A 22,594-nucleotide genomic window follows, 5' to 3' on the forward strand; every position below is an offset into this window, starting at 1 on the left:
TGCATCAGAAGGCGGAACGTTTCAGGCGCACGCTGAGCAAATGCCGCTCTATAGCAGAACGAGCCTTGAGTAGACACGACAATGAGCGCTTGTTGCGGCTGGCCGTTGAATGGGACAAATTGCGCCGGAGTGGCGAGCATCGGAACTCTATATTCGACCTGCACAAGTGAAGTACTTCGCAGTCGCGAGAGCGGCTCCTCCGATCGCGCCGAGCGCAGTGGACGACGACGTACCGACCCGCCAGTGCACAGGCCTCACGCCGACTTACGTTGCGATTTGGCCGGCTTTTTTGGCGCGGTTGCCTTCGGAGGCTTTTTGCCTTGGATTGACATTAGCATTTCCTTTTGACCCGCCGCCGCTTTTGGCGGCTTCTTGGCCGACTTCTTCGTAGCTTTGGATTCTGACGCAGCTCCGGAGACGCTTCGACGCAGCGCCTCCATCAGGTCGACCACGTTCTCACCGCGTGGGCGTTCCTTCGGCGTGATTGTCTTGCCAGCTCGCTTTTGATTGATCAGCTCGATGAGAGCGCTTTCGTATTGATCTTCGAACTTCTCCGGTTCGAAGCGCCCCGCCTTCTGATTGACGATGTGCCTGGCCAAATCCAGCATATCCTTCGTGACTTTTACATCCTGAATCTCATCGAAGTACTCCTGCTCGCTGCGCACCTCGTACGGGTAGCGAAGCAGCGTGCCGACGAGACCCTTATCCATCGGCTCGAGCGCGATAATGTGCTCGCGGTTCGTCAGGACCACCCGTCCGATTGCGACCTTGTCCATCTCGCGGATGGTCTCACGGATTACCGCGAAAGCGTCGTGCCCAACCTTGCCGTCCGGACGGATGTAGTAGGGACGAATCAGGTAGCGCGGGTCAATGTCGGTACGATCGACGAACTCATCGATCTCGATGGTCCGCGTAGACTCCAACGCGATCTCCTCGAGCTCCTCCTTCGAGACCTCGATGTACTGGCCCTTCTCAAGCTCATAGCCCTTGACGATGTCCTCGTTCGGCACCTCGTCGCCGGTGTCTGCGTCCACCTTCAAGTACTTGATGCGATGGCCGGTCTGCCGGTTGAGCTGGTTGAAGGAGATCTTTTCGCCCTCAGATGTGGCCGGGTAAAGCGCCACCGGGCAGGTAACCAGAGACAATCGCAGGAAGCCTTTCCAGTTGGCGCGCGGTGCCATTTACGCAGAACTCCTGTTTCGGGACCCACAGAGTCAAGACGAACGATTGCGCCCGGTTCCGACCGCCCGAATGGGCCCACAGGATGATTTTTTCTAACGGGGGATCGACTCCATTGTTCCTGATATGTTCTAATCGGGCATGACCGACCGACCCGCGAGCTGGCGCATGCCGACCCCGAAGCAGATGGAAAAGATGATTGGTGCCGTCCGCCGAACCATGCCGCCCGCGCCTGGATTGGCTCCAGACGACGACCTGCCGCCTGAATACTGGCAGGCGCTTCTCGACGACAGTCGTGCGGAGACGAAGCCTGGGCATTCCGCCGGGGCTTTGCGGCTATCCCAAATCTCGCACCATATCCTGCGGCTTAGCTGTAGCCGGTGCGGTAGGCTGGTCGAAATCCAGAAGGTCGACGCCACGCGCCTTTACGGCGCGGATGCGGTCTGGAAGGAGGTCGGCCAGCGTCTGTTAGATAACACCTGCACGCAGCGGACTGGCCGTTACGAAGAGGATGGCTGCTGGCCGACGTTCGACTAAGCCCGTCGATGGCGCCGAAGTACCATCCGACACCCCTCTCCGGGACCGATCGAAAGGCGCTCGGCAAAGAGCTCAGCAAAGCCCGCGCGATGACCACGATTCTGGGAGCGCAGTCGGCTGAAGCCCGTGCCAAGGGCGAAGCTCTCATCCGTAGGGCCGACAAGCTGCTGTGCGAATCTTGGAACGAGAAGTTGTGGGCAGATGGGGGACCGATCGATCCGTCCCCCACGATCGACCAAGCCGTGAATGGCGGCTACTCATCGCTTGAGATCCAATGCTCGCGCTGCAAGACCAAGAGGGATGTCGACCTAGCCGCGCTGCGGCATCCGCCCACCACATTGGTCCACGACCTTGCGAGCCGGCTTCGCTGCAGCAACTGTGCTAAGGCCGGCCGACGTCCGGCCGCCACGCTCCTGCAACTGAGACCCGGTCCTGGCCAGGCATCTCCGGAGACCTGAACATGTGCAATCTCTACTCCATGACGAAGAACGTGGACGCGATTCGTCACCTGTTTGGAGTGCTCAACAGCAGCGTCGGAAACTTGCCCAGCATGCCGGGCATCTTCCCGGACTACCCGGCCCCTATCGTCCGCAATGCTTCGGGTGGACGAGAGATCGTCATGGCTCGCTGGGGAATGCCATCGTCGCAAAAGGCACTCCTGGACGCGACGAAGAAGCGCGCGGAGAAACTGGAAGCCAAGGGCAAGACGGTGGATTTCAAGGACTTGCTCCGCATGGAGCCGGACAGCGGCACAACTAACATCCGGAATGCAACTAGCGCGCATTGGAAGCGGTGGCTCGGAGCAGACAATCGCTGCCTAGTCCCTCTGACGTCGTTTTCCGAGTACGACACGATTGAAGGCAAGAAGGTGCCGGTGTGGTTCGCCCTCGACGAGTCTCGGCCCCTTATCGCTTTCGCGGGCATCTGGACGAGCTGGACATCGGTGCGGAAGGTCAAGGAAGGCGAAGTAAACGCCGATGTTTTCGGTTTCCTGACCTGTGAGCCGAATGCCGAGGTGAAACGCGTCCACCCAAAAGCAATGCCCGTCATCCTGACGACTACTGAGGAATACGGCGTCTGGCTCCGTGCCCCCTGGGACGAGGCTAAGGTGCTGCAGCGGCCGCTTCCGGACGAGGCGCTCAAGATCGTTGCCACCGGAGAGAAGGAAGACCCAACGCCCAGCACGTAGGTTCTGCACAGGCCTGCGGAACAGGTGGACAAGGCCTCGCCATGATGATTCGGAATCCCTGCTACGTGCTAACCGCACGGAACGCCGGCGGGACGGAGGGATTCGTCCGGGCAGGAGCAATCTCTTATGCTGATCACTAAGGAAAGACGCCCGGCGATCCGGACGCTGCGCGGCTGGGCAACCTTGCTTCTACAGGAGGCCGGCGCCATCCGGGAGTGCGAGGAGCATGGGTGGATGCAAGAACGTGCCGACCCGCACGCTCGCGACCGAGCACTGGAAATGGCGAGAGAAGATCCGCCCACCGGCCTGTCTCCAGACCAAGCCGTGGTGCAGATCCGGGAAGTCCTGGACTCAATAGGTGACACCTGCCCGGATTGCCGGGCGACCTAGGCTGTCACGCCCGCGTCAGCTGCTCAGAATATCAGGTGATTGATCTCCCCAGTTCAGATGGGCGCGTTTCGTGCAGTGGGCTATTCGTGAACTGCCGCACCCTCATTTACTCCCAGCCCTTGGGAGGGCGCGTTGTCTCGGGCAGCGAGAGCCGAAAACCCTTGAAGGTCATTCTTGGAAACTAGCGCCAGCCCTTGATCTCGCGCAAGAGTTGCGTTTGGATAGACCGCTTGGGGGAGAAAGAAATGCGGTCGCTGGGAATTGCTTTGCTCTGTGTGGGACTTGGAGGATGTTACGCAACAGGCGCAGATGTTCGTGCCAAACTGGGCCAAGACTACGTGGGAAAAAATGTAGATGCTCTTGTCGTTCGTTGGGGTCCACCCGTCAGTAGTTTCAAAATGAACAGCGGCGAAATCGCCCATAGCTGGCAGCTGGCGAGTGGGAGCTCATTTTCGGTCTCTCGTGACGGTCGAGACAGCGCATCGGGAAGTTCGCAGGGATACGCTTGCAAGGTCAACGTCGTTGCATCGCCGAGCGGCACGATCAAAAGTCTCGACACTGAAGACAAGGACAATAGTCTTTATTACGGACCCATTCCTACTGGCGTCCAGCTTGGCAGCGTTTGTGCAGAGCAACTTGGAATGAAGCAGTAGAGGCTGGTGTCTTCGCTGCCCTACTCGATGACAGGCTGATGGTCGCTGTATGCGTTCCACATCGCGGTTCGTTCTCATCGCTCTGTTTGCGCTCGTCACGCCAGCCACTGCGGCAATCGAGCACATGGCCGACTCCCTGCATGTGGGCCGTGCCTCCGGCGACCGTGATCAGTGGCAACGGATCGATTTCCGCTCCTCGGGACAGCCCCGGCCAAACGCAGCACAGATCAAAGTCGCCATCCGCACTAAGGGCCTTAGCATGCAGGGCCTGATCCGAATTCCGGGTGCCCCAGCATCGAACTTCGACACCGGCAACGGCAACGGTTTGACCGTCGTTGACCTAATAAACGTCGGCCGTGCTAGCAGCGGCTATGCTGACATTGTCGCGCTCGAAATATTGTTCACCCAAACGACCCCGGGACAATTCTACGAGGTGTTTGCGGTCGCTGATGGCGACTAAGCCAAATAGATCTGCTAAAATGCAGGCCCGGGGACGCCCGCTGATGGCTAACTCGCTCGTCATACGCAAGGGAACAAACCCAGAGAAGCGCAGCCGAGCCCTTCGCGCGGCGCAATACCTGCGAATGTCGACCGAACTTCAACGCTATTCTCTGCAGAACCAGGCTGCTGCCATAGCCGCGTATGCCCAGCAACAAAACCTCACGATTGTTCGTGACTATATCGACGAAGGTCGTAGCGGCTTAAGAATCAAAGGCCGGGCGGGTCTTATCGAACTGATTAAGGACATCGAATCTGGGGACGCGGATTTCGATCACATCCTCGTTTACGACGTCAGCCGGTGGGGCCGTTTTCAGGATGTCGACGAAAGCGCGCACTACGAGTTTGTCTGCAAGCAGAAAGGTGTCCAGATCGCCTATTGCGCAGAGCAATTTGACAACAACGGGAGCCTTCTGTCGAGCATTGTCAAAAACATAAAGCGAGTGATGGCGGCCGAGTACAGCCGAGAGCTCTCGGTCAAGGTCCATGCCGGGCTATGCAGGTTGACCAGCCTTGGATATCGCGCGGGGGCGCCTATCACCTACGGTCTTCGGAGAGAGCTGATTGACGAAAGTCATCGATCGAAAGGGCGACTGGGCAAGGGAGAATACAAATCCCTCAAAACCGACCGGGTGCGCGTCCGAGCCGGGTCCGACGAAGAAGCCGAGATTGTACGATTGATCTTTCGTCAGTGTGCGGTTGAAGGAAAGTCGGATGCGGCGATCGCCCGAGGCCTCAATCGTGCGCGGGTCGGGAACCAGCACGGGCGACCGTGGAGCTACCGGATGGTGCATACCATTCTGAAGAACGAGAATTACATCGGGAAAGTCGTCTATAACCGCACCTCGAAGCAGCTCGGGCAAAAGCTAAAGCGTAACCCTCCCGACCAGTGGGTCCGCAGTGCCGGAGGTTTAAAGCCCATCGTTGATGAGGAACAGTTTGCACGCGCCCAGCGCATCATGGCCGATCGCTACATTACAATCTCCGGAGACGAGATGTTGAAACGGTTGCGCACGACACTTGTGCGCAAGGGACGGCTGACCACGCGGATTATCAACTCCGCGCCCGGGCTTCCTTGCTCAGATTCTTACGTTGATCACTTCGGCTCGCTTCGGAAGGCCTATGCGCTCATCGGCTATTCCGCGTCGCGCGATTGCGACTGGATTGATTGCCGTGATCTCTGGTCCGGAGTTCTGGAGCAACACAAGGACCGGGCGACCGAGGCGCTCAAAGGCAACGACGGAATATGCATCAGCTCCAATGGGGCCGGGGTCGGACTGAAGATAAACGGTCTCAGCCTGTCCTTTCTTGTTGCTCGACAGGGCGCGAAGCCCAGGCCGGAGTACGTGGATCACTGGAGAGTCTACACCTGGCCGGTTCCTCTCGGATTGTTGGTGGTGCTGCGGTTGGACAGCGCCAATCGAGCCATTCGAGACTATGTGCTGCTTCCTCTCACTAAAAGGTGCGACGGCCATTATCTCAGGGTCTCGGATATGGCTTTAGCCCGCCTCCACGCGCTGCGGTTCGAGAGGTTTGACGAGCTTATCGATGCCGTCAGAAAGAGAATGGCAGCCAGCCGCGCCGCGTTAGCCACGACAATCCCAACGAACAAACGAGTGAAATCAAGCCGGCCCAAAACCAAGAACGGCCGCGCGCGGCGTTGATGGATTGCAGATAGAGAAACGCTCCGAGCAGTGTTCCGTAGTTCCTTCTAAAGTCTCCGTTGAGCTTGGCGATCTTGAATAGCTCCGAAGACGTTTCGTATCCGTCGGCCACGATGCTGGCTCCTATATCGACTACCAGCACCCTATGAACCACTGTTTTGCCCGACGGAGCAAGACATATTTCGGTTCTTTCGAAATTGTTATCGAGCTCGTTGGAGGCGACTAGCGCTCTGACACCAGGGACTGTGCGATGGGGGTCATAGAGGACCGAAGGGGAACGTAGAAGGACAATTGGAATTGCGCTGGAGGCTGCCCAGTATCCCGCCGCAGAGCACGCCTGCTCCGTCGGAGGCCACCGCACGCACGCATGACCGCCGCCCCGCGTTCAGCGATCCGGTGTTGTGACGGCGCGACACCGGATCGTCCAAAAATGCGACGGAGACGAGTAGATGCCCGCGGCTTCGTTGCGGATGCCCGACTGCACGTCAGAACACGCCCGGGATCAACATCGCGACCTTTTCCCTGTAGTGACGGTATTGATCGCCGAACAGCGCCACGAGATCGCGTTCCTCGAGCCAGATGCCGAAAAAGATGTAGGCGGTCGTCACGGATGCGAAGAGCAGGTGACCGACGGTCATGGTGGGCGTCGTCCAGAATGCGATGATGAAGCCCAGATAGATGGGATGCCGGATAAGGCCATAGAGTCCGGGCGTCCTGAACTTTATGGGCGCGGCCAGCCGCCCTAGGAAATGCGAGACAACCTGCGTCAGGCCGAACAGCTCGAAATGGCTGATGAGGAACGTGCTGTAGAGCACGATGAGCCAACCAATGAAGTGGCCTGCGACGGCGGCATACCCGAGCGACGGCGTCTCGATCGACCAGATCTCCGCCGGCATAGGCTGCCACTGCCAGAACAGCAGGATCAGGCTTAGGCTCGCCAACAGCACATAGGTGCTGCGCTCGAGCGCCGGCGATGCGACGCTGGCGAACAGCCGCTTGAAGCCCTGTCGCGCCATGCCGCTATGCTGGACCGCGAACAGCGACATCAGCGCGAGATTGACGACGAGTGCATACGCGAACGAAGGCGCCGCACCGCTGTCGATCGTCTTCGGAACGATGAGCCGTGAGATAAAGCCGATGGCATACAGAAATGTGCCGAAGAAGACGAAATAAGAGAGTACGCCGTAGCTAAGCACAAGGCTGCGTGCGGCAAGCGAGCTCTGGGCCGGGACCGGCCCGTTCTGCAGGGTGATGGACATGTTGCTGATCTCCTGATGTGCGATTGATTGGGATGAGGGCCACGGCGAAGTCCGATCCACCGCCGTGGCCGTCGGTGGACTCAGATGCAGGTGAGCCCGATGCAGACCTTCTTGACGTTGCACAGGCTGCCGAGGCAGTCGACCGCCTTCCGCTTGGCCGGGCTGTCGCGGACGGTCACGCCTCCGCCCCCCGCGCTGCGATGATCCCGGACCTCCGGTTGTCCCTCACGATGGTCACGCACCACCGGCTTGTCGCGATGGTCGCGGACATTCGTCGCGGCGGAAGCCGTGGTGAGCGTCATCACCACACCAGCCATTCCGATCGTCAGCGCGACTGTCGTCTTAACGGCATTCTTGAGGACATTGCTGTTGAATGAATGCTTGGACTTGAAGGGCGAGTTCATGGCTTTCTCCTACGTTGGAAGCGTTGTTGCAGGGACGTGCGTACTCGGACGGCGAACGCCGATCTGCCTTCGTCGTCGGAGTTGGTGAGGCACGACGCTGACGGCGCCGGCCATGGATCGTTGAAGACGCGCTACGCTCAGCGCGTGCGATGGTCGCGAAGCTTTGGTTCCGCCCTCGCCGTGACGCAGCCGCCATCGGACGTGTGGGTGTGGTTGCGCGGGTCGCAGAATGTCCTCTGCGCCTGGTTGGCCTGGCCGCCGCGATGATTGCGCACGACCGGATACTCCGCCTTGGCGGCAGCGGGCGAAAGTGAGCCGGCAACGATGAGAACGAGCATCGCGGCGCGGACGCCGGGTGCGCTGCGGCAGCGGGCATTGTCGCTCTGCCGGTCGCCGAGCTTGTTAATCAGGAATTGCGTGGCCGCCTGTTCGCGCTTGGCCAGCATGTCCGCAACCGCCCGGTTGACGAACCGGCGTAGCCGCAGGAGCACGGCAGCAAGGTATCGGTGCGACGTTCTCAGCGCGGGCGCCTGATAGAGCGTGGACATGAGATTTCCTTTCGATGAATGCAGAATGACGGCGCCCGCGCTGCAGTCAGTAACTGGACGCGCAGTTGTCGTATTGCCTGTTGCAGGTCCAATTGATGCAGGCAGTCCAGTCGCCCCTGCCTGCGGCGCCCGCGCAACGCTGGTTGCAGAGCCTGTATTTCTGAATGCAGCTCATCTTGGCTGCATCGGCCGTTCCGGCCGAACTCAGAACCGAGCCGGCCACTAGACCAGCGATCAGCACGAGAGATTTCCAGAAGGACTTGTTCATGTATTGCTCCTTATTGATGGGTTGGTTGTCCTGACTGGTGGACGCTCGCCGAAGGCTATTCCGCTGCAGCCGACGGCTGTACGGGATCTGCGCGCACGACGACGGTGGCGGCGACCTTGTAGAATTCCTCGCCCGGCATGCCGACCCGACGCGCATGCTCACGGATGGACTCACCGTCGCCCGCCTCATAGATGCAGAACGTGCCGATACGGCCGTCAGCCTCGTGCACCACGTAGCTCCGGACCCAGCGCACGCGGTCCGGCATCTGCTCGTTTCCGATTCGGGCCGATTTCGCGCCTGCAGCCTCAAGCTCGGCGAGGTTGGCCCAGGCGCTCGGGCGGCGAATGACGTAGAGTTCCATGTCAGATCTCCTCAGGGTTGTTTGACAGAGCAGCGGCGAACGACCGCATGGGAGCTATAGGCGCAGGCGGCGCTGACCGTCCTTACCGGGGCCTGATCATTTCCTGATGCCTGGCTGAACCTTTCTCGTCCTGCCCGGACACACCGAGATGATCCTCAGGTTCGGACCCTTCGAGCTCGACGAAGCGAGCCGCGTCGTTCTGTGCGCTGGGCGCGAGGTCGCCTTGCAGCCGAGGGTGTTCGATCTACTGGCCTATCTGGTGCGCAACCGCGGGCGGGTGATCGGAAAGGACGTGCTGCTGGACGCGATCTGGCCGCACGTGACTGTCACTGACAATTCGCTGCAGCGCGCCGTGAGCTTGCTCCGCACGGTCCTGCGCGAGGGCGGCATGGATGGTGCCATTCGCAACATCCCGAGCAAGGGCTATCGTTTCTGCATCGACGATGAGGCGGAGGTACAGCCTCACATCCCCGCGACGACGGGCGAGCAGGCCCAGGGCGTGCGGACAGGGGCACAGCGCGCAGCGTCCGCACAGCTGTGGACCAAAGCCGCGGCCTTGTTCGAAGCGGCCGATGCAGCCGGGATTTTGGATGGCGCGGATTTGCATCAATGGGCCCTCGCTCTCCAATGCACCGGCAGGAGCGATGCGGCCATGCCGGTTCTGGTTCGTGCCGTCGCGGCGCATACCGAAGCCGGCAATGTGCCGCCGGCCGTCCTCGATGCAATCACCCTGTCGGGCCTTTACTTCGAGCGCGGCCAGGCCGCGATCGCCAAGGGCTGGCTCGCCCGTGCCGAAGACTGGGCCGCCGAGGTCGAGGATGCCGCGACGGCGGCGCTGGTCCTTTGGATGAAATCGAAGGTCGCAGCCTTCGATGGCGAGCCGGATCTGGCGCTCTCGCTGGCCGATGAGGCCTATGGCGTCGTGCGCCACAAGGACGCCGTCGGCATCGAGGCGCTGAGCCTCGTCTATCGCGGCTTCTATCGGCTATGCCTTGGAGATACGCGCGCCGGTCTGGCCGACCAGGATCATGCGGCGACCCTGGCGCTCTCCAGTAACCAACTCGACCCCGTCATGGGCGGAATCCTCTACTGCAACATCTTGTGGGCCTCGCGGATGTTTGGCGACTGGGCTCGCGCCGACCAGTGGACGCTAGGCTACCAGAATTTCTGCTCCGAAAGCGGGGTCGAACTGACCGGCTCGTGCCAGCTCCACCGTTCCGAAGTCCTCGGCGTCAGGGGATCGCTCGGCGAGGCCCTCATCCGCATCGAGGACTCGCGCCTCAACAGCGACGCGCCATGGTCGATCGGCGATGCCAATCGCGTCCTTGGCGACATTCAGTCCGCCATCGGCAACGACGACCCTGCACTCGAAGCCTATGATCGGGCATATTCACTCGGCTGGTGCCCGGAACCAGGTCGCGCCATGCTGCTGCTGGAGCGAGGCGAGGCGGAAGCGGCCCATGCGAGCCTCGAGCGCAGCCTGATTGGCAAGACTTGGTGGACGCTGCAGCGGCGCGGCATCCTGTTCGCGCATCTGGCGCTGGTCGCCGCGCATACCGGCCGTCGCGACCAGGCGCTGGAATTGATCGAGGAACTCGCGGGCAGTGCCGACCGCTGGCCTATGCCGTCAATCCGTGCGCTCACCAACGAAGCGCAATCGGTGCTCGCGCATGCCGGTGGCGACCTCGAGGCCGCCTTGCGTCACCTGCACCTCGCCCGGCAGCTCTGGTCGAGCATCGAGGGACGGGTCCAGGCCGTGAGGCTGCGACTGCGGATCGCGACGATGCAGCTCGAATGCGACGACGTTCGCGGCGCCGCGGCCGAAGTTCATGCAGCTCAGCTCGTGGCGCGCGAGCTTGGCTCGCACAAGCTCGAGGCCGGCTCCAGGGAATTGCAGCGCAGGATCGAGACAAGACAGACCGGCCGCGCCGCCTAGCCATCATGGTCAAAAGCAGCCGGTACCAGCGATAATCTGCCCAATGGGCGGAGAAGGTTCGAGCCCAGCGCCTCTCCCTCCGCCACCCAGCTGGTGGCCACATTGTCATAGCAAATCAGTGCGTTGCAAGGGTGGTGGGGCTTTGTGTCTCCATTCTGGCCCCCAATCTGTCCCCCAAGTGCCTTCTACATCGCTGGTAGAGGCAGGGTCGAAGTATCGGACAGAACGTGCACTCCCATCACTCGCCGTCGCACTTCCTCAGTAGCCCCCTGTGTAAGGGAGTAGGCGAACCTCCTCAGCTCTTGGATGCGGCGGTCGATCTCTCCGTCGAGGTTCGTGAAGACATGGGTTGCGGTGGTATGGCGGAACGCTTGTGACCAGCCCCTGACAGTCTTGTGCAGCAACACCATTGCCTGATGATAGCGCAGCACGTGCGATGTTGACTGTCCCGACGCCGCTAGCCTCATCTCCTTCTTCGCCTGGGCAACTAGTGCGTCGCACTTCCTCAAGAAAGCGGTGGTTGCGGCTGATGAGGGCTGTCGTGAGGTCCCCGAAACCCTGTAGCCGAGCACGTCAGTTCCGTCATGGATGTTGCCCTCATCGAACTTGCCGGACTGTCGAGCGGCGCGGTCGTTTTCGTCGTAGACATCCATACCAATCAAGGCCAATCGATCCCGCGCCGAAGCAAAAGCAGCCATGACCTTTGCTCTCGTGGGTCCCAGAATGATGAAGTCGTCGATGTACCGGACGCATACGATGCCTCGGCCGTTCATCTGCTCGTCAAAATCCCGGAGCGCGATGTTTGCGGCGAGTGCGGATAAGGCAGAGCCTTGGGCCACACCAAGGTCTGCATCGGGAAAAAGGACGAATTGATCGCGCTCCTCCAGCTCAGCCTTGTTGCTCAGGTTCGTCGCAAGCGCGATCTTGAAGAGTTCTGTGAATTCTTCATCCGCAACCGCATGGGACACGAACTCATTCACCCGTGCCAGGGGTATGCGAGTGAAGAAGTCTTTGATGTCTGATCTCACAAACCACGACTTGCCGCTACGAACGGCATGGTCGATCAACGACAGTCCATGAGGCACGCCGCGGCTCTTGACACCACCCACGCTCGTTCTTGTTTCCATGACCTGTTTCACGGCGGGCACGCCGGGCCATCTTTTTCGAGCCGGCGACGTATCAGAGCCAAAACCTTGCAGTACTTCAAGGATCGCTCGACGCACGATGCGATTGTCGATGGGGGCCATCACTAATGGACGAAAGCCCTTTCCCTTCCCCTTGGGGATGGTGATCCCTTTTTCCCCATCGAAGGCGAACGTGCTGTTGCGAAGGCGCTTGCTGATCTGTTCGACGTTGTTGAGCCAATTCTCGTCGTAACTCTTGATGGCACTAACAGTCGTTTCGCTAGGGGACAAAAGGCCGCTCTGCTTCACTGCCGCCCAAGATCGATGAAGCACCTCCCGCGACCTGAGCCTTTTGCAGAGATCATTGACCATCTAAGCGCCAGTGGTGTGAGGCCCTATCGGTTCGCCCGCCCTCGGCCAAGATCAAGTCCGATCCCCAAGGCTCCGAAGGCGCAGTGTGCATCCCTCGGGTGCGACCTGATCCGAAGTAGCAACTGCCACCCGGACCTCACCCCCTGAACAACCGACGCTCAGATCGAGCCCGGCCCCCAGAAGCGAGTGGATCGTTGCTGCGGAGCAGATCGCAGCGATAGCCGGCGCCAATCGCTTGGCACCTTTTTGCATGTCCTGGTCATTCGACGCGCTCCTTCGGGGTCCGCCTACCTTTTTGGCGGTGCCTGTCAAGAACTGCCCGCGACCCTCCACGCCGGCGGAGAAAGAAAAGCTGCCAACCGTCCGATAGGTCCCCGTAACAGTGAGGGCTACGGTCAGCTTCCAACCCGCCGAGAGCGAAGTCCGATCCCCAAGGCTCCGAAGGCGCAGTGTGCATCCCTCGGGTGCGACCTGATCCGAAGTAGCAACTGCCACCCGGACCTCACCCCCGGAACAACCGACGCTCAGATCGAGCCCGGCCCCCAGAAGCGAGTGGACAAGATGTTCGCCTTATAGGTGAGTCGGTTCCAAACCACAAGATGATGTGGCTATGTCCCAAGGCGTATCCCCACATTGTGTGGATGGTGCGCTTTTTGGACTTGCAAAAACACTGATGGACCGTGAGAGAGGCTTATACCCTGAGTCGCGCGGCCACCCGAGCAACTTGCGTGGCCGTCCACTCCCTTCCGCCGCGGGGCGTTGGAATGCGGCGCTGCGTAAGGGCCCGTGCCACTCCGCTGAGAGATGCCACTCCAGTTCGCGCAAGGTCGCGAATGATGTCCGCGAGGTCCTCCGCTCTACGGTTGGCGCGTGCGGTCTAAGCATCGCGCCCGGCCTTCCGTGCTGCGCGGGACAACCGCGCCTCGGTGCCCTCCCAACTGTCCGGCCAACCCATTCGTCCCGTCCCGTCGCGCCCGCCCACGACACTCTTCCATCGCCGATCGCCACGACATCGGATGCCAGGCGGCTGCAGGCAAATGGCGGCATCAAAAAACCCGGTCGCGATGCGGCAATCCGGCGGTAGTTTATCCCATCATTCAACCAGTACATGCGTCATGAGAGAAGACCCAAGGCTCATGAGCGTCTCTCGCGCGCCTTCGGCCGCCACAACGCGTCGTGAAGTCGCGCCATGCAGAAACGCGCCTGTACACGGTGGCGTGACCTCCATAACTTCCGCGGCGCAATGTGAGGAGATGCGACGTGGCGAAGAAGACGGCGACCAGGAAGAAATCTGCTGCGAAGAAAGCAGCGAAGACCTCCAGCAAGACAAGCGCCGTTCGCAAGGGCAAGGTCGCGAAGGCTGCAACCAAGCCGGTCAAGAAGGCCGCCGCGCGAAAATTGTCCGCACCGCGCCGCCCCAAGGGCCCGGCCTGGCAATGGTCGGCGGTCGAGACCGCAGCCGCAATCCGCTCCGGCGCCATCTCGGCGGTCGAGACCGTCGAGGCGCATCTCGAGCGGATGCGGGCCGTCAATCCGCGACTGAACGCGGTTGTCGTCGATCTCTCTGAGGAGGCGCTGGCCGCGGCGCATGCGGCCGACAAGCGGCGCGCGAAGGGCGGCGAGCTCGGCCTTCTGCACGGCGTACCGATCACGATCAAGGAGAACGTCGACTACGAGGGCCGTCCGAACTTCAATGGCGTCCCCGCCAACAAGGACCTCATCGCGCCGTCGGATTCGCCGGTGGTGCGCAACCTGAAGAAGGCTGGCGCGATCATCATCGGCCTCACCAACACGCCGGAATTCTCCTTCCGCGGCTTCACCGACAATCCCCTGCACGGGCTGACGCTCAATCCCTGGGATCCCAATATCACCTGCGGCGGCTCCTCGGGCGGTGCGGGTTCGGCGGTCGCCGCCGGCATAGGCACCATCGCGCACGGCAACGACATCGGCGGCTCGCTGCGCTGGCCGGCGCATTGCAACGGCGTTGCGACCATCAAGCCGACGCAGGGACGTATTCCGGCCTTCAACGCAAGCGCAACCGCCGAGCGGCCGATGCTGGCGCATCTGATGTCGGCGCAGGGGCCGCTCGCCCGCCACGTCGCCGACGTCAGGCTCGCGCTGGAGGTGATGAGCCAGCGCGATCCGCGCGATCCCTGGTGGGTACCGGCGCCGCTGGTCGGGCCGAAGCCGAAGGGGCCGATCAAGGTCGCGCTCGCCAGGATTCCTGAAGACATGGACGTCGATCCGCACGTCGCGGCGGCGTTGCGTCAGGCCGCCGATCACCTGGAGCGTTCCGGCTATCGCGTCAGCGAGGTCGATGTGCCCGACATCGACGGCGTCTGGCAGACCTGGTGCGACATCATCACCAACGAGACGATGGTGATGCAGGAGGCCGGCATGCTGAAGGTGACGTCGGAAGACTTCCACAAGGCGTGGGGCGGCATGAAAGCCAAGGCCAACGTGCTCGACCTCAAGGCCTGGATGCAGGCGACCGCCGCGCGCAACGGCCACATTCGCGCCTGGCAATTGTTCTTCGAGGAGTATCCGGTGGTGCTGGCACCGACCACGGTGAAGCCGACGCCTAGCCCGCGCGAGGACACTGTCAGCCCCGAGCGCGTGCGCGAGATTTTCTGGGGCGAGATCCGCTTCATCTCCGCGATCAACGTGCTGGGCCTGCCGGGCGCCGTGGTGCCGGTGACGCTGCACGATGGCCAGCCGATCGGCGTGCAGCTCATTGCCGGGCGCTATCGCGAGGATCTCGCGCTCGATGCAGCGGCCGCGATCGAGAAGCGCGCCGGCGTGCTCGCCCATCGGCTGTGGGAACAGATGGACTGATAGGGCAGCGAAGTTGTTTCCCTCTCCCCTTGTGGGAGAGGGTGGCTCGCCGCGCAGCGGCGAGACGGGTGAGGGGTCTCTCCCCGCTAACGCAAGCTTGGCCGTATGGATAGAGACCCCTCATCCGGCGCTTCGCGCCACCTTCTCCCACAAGGGGAGAAGGGAGTGCAGCGTGTTCGCTGCCGCCAACCGCAAAACTTCATTAATCCAATTTGACTTGAATTTTAGCCAATTCCCCAACAACCGTTAGGGTTACTTCCTCGATCTCTAGACGAATTATTGTCCGCTTTACCACCCGCCTCTAACAGAGGGACGGCGGACAACGCACATGCCTCATACAGGCCAATAAGTGCGGCCCGCTCCACGCGGAGGTGGCACGATGCGCAACGAGACGATCGCTATTCACGCCGGCTACGAGCCCGAAGCCACCACGCACGCGGTTGCCGTGCCGATCTACCAGACCGCGGCCTACGCCTTCGACAGCGCCGATCACGGCGCGGCGCTCTTCAATCTCGAGACCGAAGGCTATCGCTACAGCCGCATCGCCAATCCGACCAGCGCGGTGCTGGAAAAGCGTATCGCGGAGCTCGAGGGCGGCGTCGGCGCGCTTGCGGTCGCGACCGGGCAGGCCGCGCTGCATTTCGCCTTCGTCAACGTCGCCGATCACGGCGGCAACATCGTTTCCGTGCCGCAGCTCTATGGCACCACGCATACGCTGCTCTCGCACATCCTGCCGCGGCAGGGCATCACCGGCCGCTTCGCCGAGAGCGACAAGCCCGAGGCAATCGAAAGGCTGATCGACGAGAACACCCGCGCCGTGTTCGCCGAAACCATCGGCAATCCCGCCGGCAATGTCTGCGACATCGAAGCACTGGCGAAGGTCGCCCACGCCCACGGCGTGCCGCTGATCGTCGACAATACCGTTGCAACGCCCATCCTGCTCAAGCCGTTCGATTACGGCGCCGACATCGCCGTGCATTCGCTGACCAAGTTTCTGGGCGGTCACGGCACCACGCTCGGCGGCGCCATCGTCGACTCCGGAAATTTCCCCTGGGCCAAGCACGCCGACCGCTTCCCCGGTTACAACAAGCCGGATGCCTCCTATCACGGCCTCGTTTATGCCGAGCGCTTCGGCCGCACAGCCTATATCGAGCGCGCGCGCAGCATCTATCAGCGCACCATGGGTTCGGTGCTGTCGCCGTTCAACGCCTTCCTGCTGCTCCAGGGCATCGAAACCGTCGCGCTGCGCATGGAGCGCCACTGCGAAAACGCCCGCAAGGTCGCCGAATTCCTGCGCAAGGATCCGCGCGTGGCCTGGGTCAACTACACCGGCTTCCCGGACAGTCCCTACTATCCGCTGGTGCAGAAATATCTCGACGGCAACGCCTCGTCGCTGTTCACCTTCGGCATCAAGGGCGGCATGGAAGCCGGCAAGTCCTTCTACGATGCGCTGAAGCTGATCACGCGCCTCGTCAATATCGGCGATGCCAAGTCGCTGGCCTGCCATCCGGCCTCGACCACGCACCGGCAGATGTCGGCGGAGCAGCAGCGGGTCGCCGGCGTTTTGCCGGAAACGATCCGCTTGTCGATCGGCATCGAGCATTGCCAGGACATCATCGAGGACCTCGATCAGGCACTGGAAAGGGCCTGCCCGTCCGCGCGCCTCCAGGCCGCGGAGTAGGCGGCTGCGCCGATGACGATCCTGATCGACAGGGATCAAGCTATATCGAGCCCGGCACTGGTGCCGGGAGCGGGCGATCTGGCGCGCGAGCCCGGCGGCACCGAGCTCACGATCGGGTTGATCAACAACATGCCGGATCCGGCGCTGAAGGCGACCGAGCGGCAATTCATGAAGCTGCTGCAAGCCGCAGCAGGTCCGCGCCGCATCCGCTTTCACTGCTTCTCGCTGCCTTCGGTGAAGCGCTCGCCGGAAGCGAGATGGCATGTCGAGAGCGAATACTCGGAACTCACCGAGCTCAGACGCCACAGGTTCGACGGCCTGATCGTGACCGGCGCCGAGCCGATCGCGCCTGAGCTCGATCAGGAACCGTATTGGCGCGATCTCACCGAGCTGATCGACTGGGCCAAGGTCAACACGCGCTCGACGATCTGGTCGTGCCTCGCTGCGCATGCCGCGGTGCTGCATCTCGACCGCATCGAACGGCGGCCGCTGCCGGCCAAATGTCACGGCATTTTCGACTGCGAAGCCGTGACCAGGGATCCGCTGACGCGGGCCGCGCCCGCTCCACTCAAGGTGTCGCATTCGCGTCTCAACGAGATCGCCGAGAGCGACCTCGTTGAGGCCGGCTACCAGGTGCTGACGCGTTCGGCAAAGGCCGGCGTCGATACCTTCGTCCGCCAATATGCCAGCCGATTCGTGTTCTTCCAGGGCCATCCGGAATATGACGCGCTGTCGCTTCAGCGTGAATATCTGCGCGACATCGGCCGTTATCTCGCGCGTGAGCGCGACAATTATCCGCATCTGCCCGTGAGCTATTTTGACGCTTCGACCGAAGAGAAGCTGGTCCGCTTCGAGAAACAGGCAAGGCACCAGCGCCACCCCGCGCTCAGCAACGAGCTGCCCGCGCTGAATTTGCGTGCCGATATTGCCGCGGGCAGCGCCGCGGCGGCATTGTTCCGGAACTGGCTGCAATATCTCGGCGCGGGGACCGACGCGTCGGTGCTTGCACGTTAGGTCGGGACGACGGCATCGACGTTAGGACTAACGAAGTGTGTAGCTTGCCTCGAGCGGCGCACGAATGCTTCAGTAACGGCGGGGCAGACAGGAAATGCGAGTCGTGTGGTCGGCACTCCAGGGACGCGTGAGCAATCGGCTGGCCCGGCACTTTCGTGCCGCGCCGCACCGTCTGCCCGCGCATGCGCCCATGGTGAGCTTCACCTTCGACGATGCCCCCGATAGCGCCGCAGGCGAGGGCGCCGAGCTTCTGGAGCAGCATGGCGGCCGCGGTACCTTCTATCTCGCGGGCAGCCTGGTCGATCGTCCCTCGGACCATTGGCACGGCCTGTCGAACGACGCGATCGTGCGGCTTCACCGGGCGGGGCACGAGATTGCGTGCCACACCTTCTCGCACCAGAGTGCGGTCAATCTCGACGAGACCGCCATGGCCCGCGAGATCGAGCGAAACCGCAGCCATTTTCGCGGCATCGATTCCTCGATCACGCTCGAAAATTTTGCTTACCCCTATGGCATCGCGTCGGTGTGGCGCAAGCCGCAGCTCGCCAAGACCTTCCGCTCGGCGCGCGGCATCCTTCCCGGCGTCAATCGCGACGTCATCGATCTCCAGTTCCTGCGGGCCTCGCCCCTGGTCGATCGCGAGATCAATACGACGGGTGTCGATGGCTATTTCGACGAGGCGGTCGAGAGCGGCGGATGGCTGATCTTCTACGGTCATGACGTCGCCAACGCGCCGAGCCCGTATGGCTGCACGCCGGACCTGATGCGCCATGCGCTGCAGGCCGCCGCGAGGCGCGACATGCCGATCGTGACGGTCGCGGAAGCGCTGCGGAGGATCGGGGCGTAAGAAAGTTTTCTTCCCACGAAGGGTGGAAGGCGGCGTCCTGCGGAGCAAACAGCCTTGCCACGCCTGCGCGGTCATGCGACTGGCCTTGTGACGAATCTCACGGCCTCACCCCGACATGCCCATGTCCTCTCCTTCCACCGCTCCGCTGCCTGCGCCGGCCCAGGGCCGCGATGCGCTGTCGGTGCTGCGTTCGGTGTTCGGCCTGCCCGGGTTCCGCGGCGCGCAGGGCGAGATCATCCGGCACGTCACCGGCGGCGGCAATTGCCTGGTGTTGATGCCGACCGGCGGCGGCAAGTCGCTGTGCTATCAATTGCCGGCGCTGCTGCGCGAAGGCTGCGGTGTCGTGGTGTCGCCCTTGATTGCGCTGATGCGCGACCAGGTCGCCGCCATGCTCGAAGCCGGGGTCAACGCGGCCGCGCTGAACTCGTCGCTGACCCCGCAGGAAGCCTCCGACATCGAGCGGCGCCTGATCGTGGGTGATCTCGACCTGCTCTATGTCGCGCCGGAACGGCTGCTGACGCCGCGCTGCCTGGCGCTGCTGGCGCGGGCGAAGGTGGCGCTGTTCGCGATCGACGAGGCGCATTGCGTCTCGCAATGGGGCCATGATTTCCGCCCCGAATATGTCGGCCTGTCGATCATCGCCGAGCGCTTTCCCGACGTGCCGCGCATCGCGCTGACCGCGACTGCCGACGAATTGACCCGCAAGGAGATCGTCGAGCGGCTTCAGCTTGCAGACAGTCCGCACTTCGTCTCCAGCTTCGATCGTCCCAACATCCGTTATGAGATCGTCGACAAGCGCAACGCGGTGTCGCAGCTCAAGGATTTCATCCGGGGGCGTCACGCAGGTGATGCGGGCGTCGTTTATTGTCTCTCCCGCAAACGGGTCGAGGAGGTCGCCGCGGCGCTCGACGACGCCGGCATTGCCGCATTGCCCTATCACGCCGGGCTCGACAGCAGCGTGCGCTCGCGCAACCAGGACCGCTTCCTCAACGAGGACGGCATCGTCATCGTCGCGACCATTGCCTTCGGCATGGGCATCGACAAGCCGGACGTGCGCTTCGTCGCGCATCTCGATCTACCCAAGAGCATCGAGGCCTATTACCAGGAGACAGGACGCGCCGGCCGCGACGGCAAGCCGTCGGCGGCCTGGATGGCCTACGGTCTCTCGGACATCGTGCAGCAGCGCCGCATGATCGACGAGTCGAGCGGCTCCGACGAATTCAAGCGGGTCTCGATTGGCAAGCTCGATGCGCTCGTTGGCCTCGCCGAAACGCCGCACTGCCGGCGCCGGCGGCTGCTCGCCTATTTCGGCGAGATCGTGATGGGCGAGGGCTGCGGCAATTGCGACAATTGCCTGACGCCGCCGAAAATGCGCGACGGCAGGGTGCTGGCGCAAAAACTGCTATCCTGTGCCTATCGCACCGGGCAGCGTTTCGGCGCGATGCACCTCATCGACGTGCTGATCGGACGCCTGACCGAGAAGGTGACGCAGTTCGGTCACGACAAGCTCACCGTTTTCGGCATCGGACGCGAGCTCAACGAGAAGCAGTGGCGTACGGTGCTGCGGCAGCTCGTGGCGATGGGACATTTGCTGAGTGACAGCGAATCGTTCGGCGCGCTGAAGCTGACGGATTCGTCGCGCGGCGTGCTGCGGGGCGAAACGGAAGTGTGGCTGCGCGAAGAGGCGCCCGGCGTCCGGATCCGTTCGAGCCGCGCCAAGTCCCGCCGCGGTGATCTGGCCCCGGCAGCCGACGCGCCGCAGGGCGATGTCGATCCTGAATTGCGCGCGCGGCTACGAGCGTGGCGCTCGGACATTGCCCGCGCACGTGGCGTGCCGGCCTACGTCGTGCTGCATGACGCCACCATCGACGGCATCGTTCGCGCATGGCCGACCACGCTGGACGAACTGCGCAATGTGCCCGGCATCGGAGACAAGAAGCTCGAGCATTACGGCGACGAGCTGCTGCAGATCGTCAGGACGCGGTAGGGCGCGGGCACACCTCCGCCGTCATCCCGGACAAGCGCAGCGAAGCGGAGCGCCGATCCGGGATCCATAGCCACGGGCCGTAGGAAAAGGCACGCTGACTGCCTCAGCGTGTTTCAACAATTGGCAGTCGGGGTAATCGGTCCTGGCTTTCGCCAGGACGACACTCGTCGGGAGGTGCGCGCCGCCTCACATCACCGACGCGCTAGCCGTTCCGGAACGCATATCCATAGCCGTTCAGCGCCGGCGCGCCGCCGAGATGGGCGTAGAGGATCTTTGCGCCCTTCTCGAAATAGCCCTTCTGCGTGAGATCGATCAGGCCCTGCATCGACTTGCCCTCGTAGACGGGGTCGGTGATCATGGCTTCGAGACGCGCGGTGAGGCGGATTGCCTCCTTGGTTTCTTCCGACGGCACGCCGTAGGCGGGATAAGCATAATCCTCGATCAGCACGACGTCGTCGGCGACGAGATCCTTGCCGAGCTCGACGAGCTTGGCCGTGTTCTGTGCGATCGAGAGCACCTGCGCCTTGGTCTGCGCCGGGGTGAAGGAGGCGTCGATGCCGATCACCTTTCGCGCGCGGCCATCGGCGGCGAAGCCGACCAGCATGCCGGCATGGGTCGAGCCGGTGACGGTGCAGACCACGATGTAGTCGAACTTGAAGCCGAGTTCGGCTTCCTGCTTGCGCACTTCCTCGGCGAAGCCGACATAGCCGAGGCCGCCGAATTTGTGCACGGAGGCGCCGGCGGGAATCGCATAGGGCTTGCCGCCCGCCGCCTTCACCTCCTCGATCGCGTCCTCCCAGCTCTTGCGGATGCCGATGTCGAAGCCGTCGTCGACCAGGCGCACGTCGGCGCCCATGATGCGCGACAGCATGATGTTGCCGACGCGGTCATAGACGGCGTCCTCGTGCGGCACCCAGGCCTCCTGCACCAGGCGGCACTTCATGCCGATCTTGGCCGCGACGGCCGCGATCATGCGGGTGTGGTTGGACTGCACGCCACCGATCGAGACCAGCGTGTCGGCGTTCGAGGCGATCGCGTCGGGGATGATGTATTCGAGCTTGCGCAGCTTGTTGCCGCCATAAGCGAGGCCGGAATTGCAGTCCTCGCGCTTGGCATAGACCTCGACATTGCCGCCGAGATGCTTTGACAGCCGCTCCAGCTTCTCGATGGGCGTCGGACCAAAGGTCAGCGGATAGCGCGCGAATTTTTCGAGCATCGTCAGGTCATCCCGATTGGCGTTAATGTCTCCAAAAATGCTAGCATCGCTCTGCAAAAAGGTGCTTTCAAATAGTGCGCCTCTATTGCGGATGATCTTGCGATAATGGACGAGATGTGTGGTATTCCTTTCGGACTAGGTACTAAGAACGGAAGCTTCTTCCATGTCCGCTCGTCTTGATCGTGTCGACCTTAAGATGTTGCGATTGCTGCAAAATAACGGCCGGCTCAGCAACGCCGAGCTGGCCGAAACCGTCGCCATCAGTCCCGCCACCTGCCATCGCCGCACCCAGCGCCTGTTCGAGCACGGCTTCATCGCCGCCGTCCGCGCCATCGTCGCGCCGAAGAAGGTGGCAAAGGGTACGCTGGTGATGGTCGGGGTCGTGCTCGACCGTTCGACGCCGGAGAGCTTTGCGATCTTCGAGCAGGCGATCACCAGGCTGAAATTCGTGCTCGACTGTCACCTCGTCGCCGGCGACTTCGACTATTTCCTCAAGATCCGCGTCGGCGACATGGAGGACTTCAACCGTATCCACGGCGAGCAACTGATCGCGCTGCCCGGCGTGCGCCAGACCCGCACCTTCTTCGTGATGAAGGAAGTCGTCGACAACGCGCCGCTGGAGTTTTGAGCGG

Annotated in this window: 22 protein-coding genes; 14 read left to right on the forward strand and 8 right to left on the reverse strand. The window is 62.3% G+C overall.

Translation table 11 applies throughout. The features are described from left to right. Positions 1-254: 254 nt before the first annotated feature. On the reverse strand, positions 255-1,181 hold the full coding sequence (gene ku, locus BcanWU425_RS02575) for a non-homologous end joining protein Ku (RefSeq protein WP_231189712.1): 927 nt from the start codon (positions 1,179-1,181) through the stop codon (positions 255-257). Positions 1,182-1,320: 139 nt separating this feature from the next. Between ku and BcanWU425_RS02580 the strand changes: the two genes are divergently transcribed. The 7 genes from BcanWU425_RS02580 to BcanWU425_RS02610 all read left to right on the forward strand — a co-directional run bounded on the left by BcanWU425_RS02580 (position 1,321) and on the right by BcanWU425_RS02610 (position 6,110). Then, positions 1,321-1,716 (forward strand): hypothetical protein, encoded by a 396-nt coding sequence (locus BcanWU425_RS02580; RefSeq protein WP_231189715.1) that lies wholly within the window; start codon positions 1,321-1,323, stop codon positions 1,714-1,716. Positions 1,717-1,724: 8 nt separating this feature from the next. After that, positions 1,725-2,174 (forward strand): hypothetical protein, encoded by a 450-nt coding sequence (locus BcanWU425_RS02585; RefSeq protein ID WP_231189718.1) that lies wholly within the window; start codon positions 1,725-1,727, stop codon positions 2,172-2,174. Positions 2,175-2,176: 2 nt separating this feature from the next. Beyond that, on the forward strand, positions 2,177-2,905 hold the full coding sequence (locus BcanWU425_RS02590; protein WP_231189721.1) for an SOS response-associated peptidase: 729 nt from the start codon (positions 2,177-2,179) through the stop codon (positions 2,903-2,905). 126 nt (positions 2,906-3,031) lie between these two features. Continuing rightward, complete coding sequence (locus BcanWU425_RS02595; protein ID WP_231189723.1) at positions 3,032-3,295, forward strand: hypothetical protein; 264 nt, start codon at positions 3,032-3,034, stop codon at positions 3,293-3,295. Positions 3,296-3,540: 245 nt separating this feature from the next. Further along, positions 3,541-3,948, forward strand: a complete 408-nt coding sequence (locus BcanWU425_RS02600) for a hypothetical protein (RefSeq protein WP_231189725.1) — start codon at positions 3,541-3,543, stop codon at positions 3,946-3,948. 49 nt (positions 3,949-3,997) lie between these two features. Continuing rightward, complete coding sequence (locus BcanWU425_RS02605; RefSeq protein WP_231189727.1) at positions 3,998-4,408, forward strand: hypothetical protein; 411 nt, start codon at positions 3,998-4,000, stop codon at positions 4,406-4,408. Between the two features lie 43 nt (positions 4,409-4,451). Further along, the gene (locus tag BcanWU425_RS02610) at positions 4,452-6,110 is read left to right on the forward strand and encodes a recombinase family protein (protein ID WP_231189729.1); all 1,659 of its coding nucleotides are present in this window, start codon (positions 4,452-4,454) and stop codon (positions 6,108-6,110) included. 485 nt (positions 6,111-6,595) lie between these two features. Here BcanWU425_RS02610 and mddA read toward each other — a convergent pair whose 3' ends face one another. From mddA to BcanWU425_RS02635, 5 genes are all read right to left on the reverse strand, one after another. Continuing rightward, positions 6,596-7,369, reverse strand: coding sequence for a methanethiol S-methyltransferase (mddA, locus tag BcanWU425_RS02615; RefSeq protein ID WP_231189731.1), 774 nt, complete (start codon positions 7,367-7,369; stop codon positions 6,596-6,598). 80 nt (positions 7,370-7,449) lie between these two features. After that, positions 7,450-7,773 carry a hypothetical protein gene (locus tag BcanWU425_RS02620; RefSeq protein ID WP_231189733.1) on the reverse strand — a complete coding sequence of 108 codons (324 nt, stop codon included), beginning with the start codon at positions 7,771-7,773 and terminating at the stop codon, positions 7,450-7,452. A gap of 137 nt (positions 7,774-7,910) precedes the next feature. Continuing rightward, positions 7,911-8,321: a hypothetical protein gene (locus BcanWU425_RS02625; RefSeq protein ID WP_231189735.1), complete on the reverse strand. Its 411-nt coding sequence runs from the start codon at positions 8,319-8,321 to the stop codon at positions 7,911-7,913. 46 nt (positions 8,322-8,367) lie between these two features. Next, the gene (locus BcanWU425_RS02630) at positions 8,368-8,589 is read right to left on the reverse strand and encodes a hypothetical protein (RefSeq protein ID WP_231189738.1); all 222 of its coding nucleotides are present in this window, start codon (positions 8,587-8,589) and stop codon (positions 8,368-8,370) included. Between the two features lie 55 nt (positions 8,590-8,644). Further along, positions 8,645-8,950, reverse strand: coding sequence for a nickel-binding protein (locus tag BcanWU425_RS02635; RefSeq protein WP_231189741.1), 306 nt, complete (start codon positions 8,948-8,950; stop codon positions 8,645-8,647). A gap of 148 nt (positions 8,951-9,098) precedes the next feature. Between BcanWU425_RS02635 and BcanWU425_RS02640 the strand changes: the two genes are divergently transcribed. Beyond that, positions 9,099-10,886 carry a winged helix-turn-helix domain-containing protein gene (locus tag BcanWU425_RS02640; RefSeq protein WP_231189744.1) on the forward strand — a complete coding sequence of 596 codons (1,788 nt, stop codon included), beginning with the start codon at positions 9,099-9,101 and terminating at the stop codon, positions 10,884-10,886. Positions 10,887-11,071: 185 nt separating this feature from the next. Here the strand turns inward: BcanWU425_RS02640 and BcanWU425_RS02645 are convergent, their stop codons facing one another. Continuing rightward, positions 11,072-12,382 carry a reverse transcriptase domain-containing protein gene (locus BcanWU425_RS02645; protein ID WP_204512811.1) on the reverse strand — a complete coding sequence of 437 codons (1,311 nt, stop codon included), beginning with the start codon at positions 12,380-12,382 and terminating at the stop codon, positions 11,072-11,074. Between the two features lie 1,260 nt (positions 12,383-13,642). On the opposite strand from BcanWU425_RS02645, the gene BcanWU425_RS02650 reads away from it, so the two are divergent. The 5 genes from BcanWU425_RS02650 (at position 13,643) to recQ (ending at position 20,746) form a co-directional block, all read left to right on the forward strand. Further along, positions 13,643-15,217: an amidase family protein gene (locus BcanWU425_RS02650; protein WP_204512809.1), complete on the forward strand. Its 1,575-nt coding sequence runs from the start codon at positions 13,643-13,645 to the stop codon at positions 15,215-15,217. Positions 15,218-15,596: 379 nt separating this feature from the next. Then, a complete protein-coding gene (locus tag BcanWU425_RS02655; protein WP_204512808.1) occupies positions 15,597-16,898 on the forward strand; it encodes an O-acetylhomoserine aminocarboxypropyltransferase/cysteine synthase family protein in 1,302 nt (433 codons plus the stop codon). Positions 16,899-16,910: 12 nt separating this feature from the next. Next, positions 16,911-17,912: a homoserine O-succinyltransferase MetA gene (gene metA / locus BcanWU425_RS02660; RefSeq protein WP_018452864.1), complete on the forward strand. Its 1,002-nt coding sequence runs from the start codon at positions 16,911-16,913 to the stop codon at positions 17,910-17,912. Positions 17,913-18,015: 103 nt separating this feature from the next. Then, positions 18,016-18,759: a polysaccharide deacetylase family protein gene (locus tag BcanWU425_RS02665; protein ID WP_026232410.1), complete on the forward strand. Its 744-nt coding sequence runs from the start codon at positions 18,016-18,018 to the stop codon at positions 18,757-18,759. Between the two features lie 121 nt (positions 18,760-18,880). Next, positions 18,881-20,746, forward strand: a complete 1,866-nt coding sequence (gene recQ / locus BcanWU425_RS02670; protein ID WP_018452866.1) for a DNA helicase RecQ — start codon at positions 18,881-18,883, stop codon at positions 20,744-20,746. A gap of 202 nt (positions 20,747-20,948) precedes the next feature. On the opposite strand, the gene BcanWU425_RS02675 is transcribed toward recQ, so the two are convergent. Continuing rightward, a complete protein-coding gene (locus BcanWU425_RS02675; RefSeq protein WP_085348408.1) occupies positions 20,949-21,962 on the reverse strand; it encodes a 1-aminocyclopropane-1-carboxylate deaminase in 1,014 nt (337 codons plus the stop codon). 163 nt (positions 21,963-22,125) lie between these two features. Between BcanWU425_RS02675 and BcanWU425_RS02680 the strand changes: the two genes are divergently transcribed. Continuing rightward, complete coding sequence (locus tag BcanWU425_RS02680; protein WP_026232411.1) at positions 22,126-22,590, forward strand: Lrp/AsnC family transcriptional regulator; 465 nt, start codon at positions 22,126-22,128, stop codon at positions 22,588-22,590. Positions 22,591-22,594 lie beyond the last annotated feature (4 nt).

The sequence above is a fragment of the Bradyrhizobium sp. WU425 genome, assembly GCF_021052305.1.
Taxonomy (GTDB): domain Bacteria; phylum Pseudomonadota; class Alphaproteobacteria; order Rhizobiales; family Xanthobacteraceae; genus Bradyrhizobium; species Bradyrhizobium canariense_D.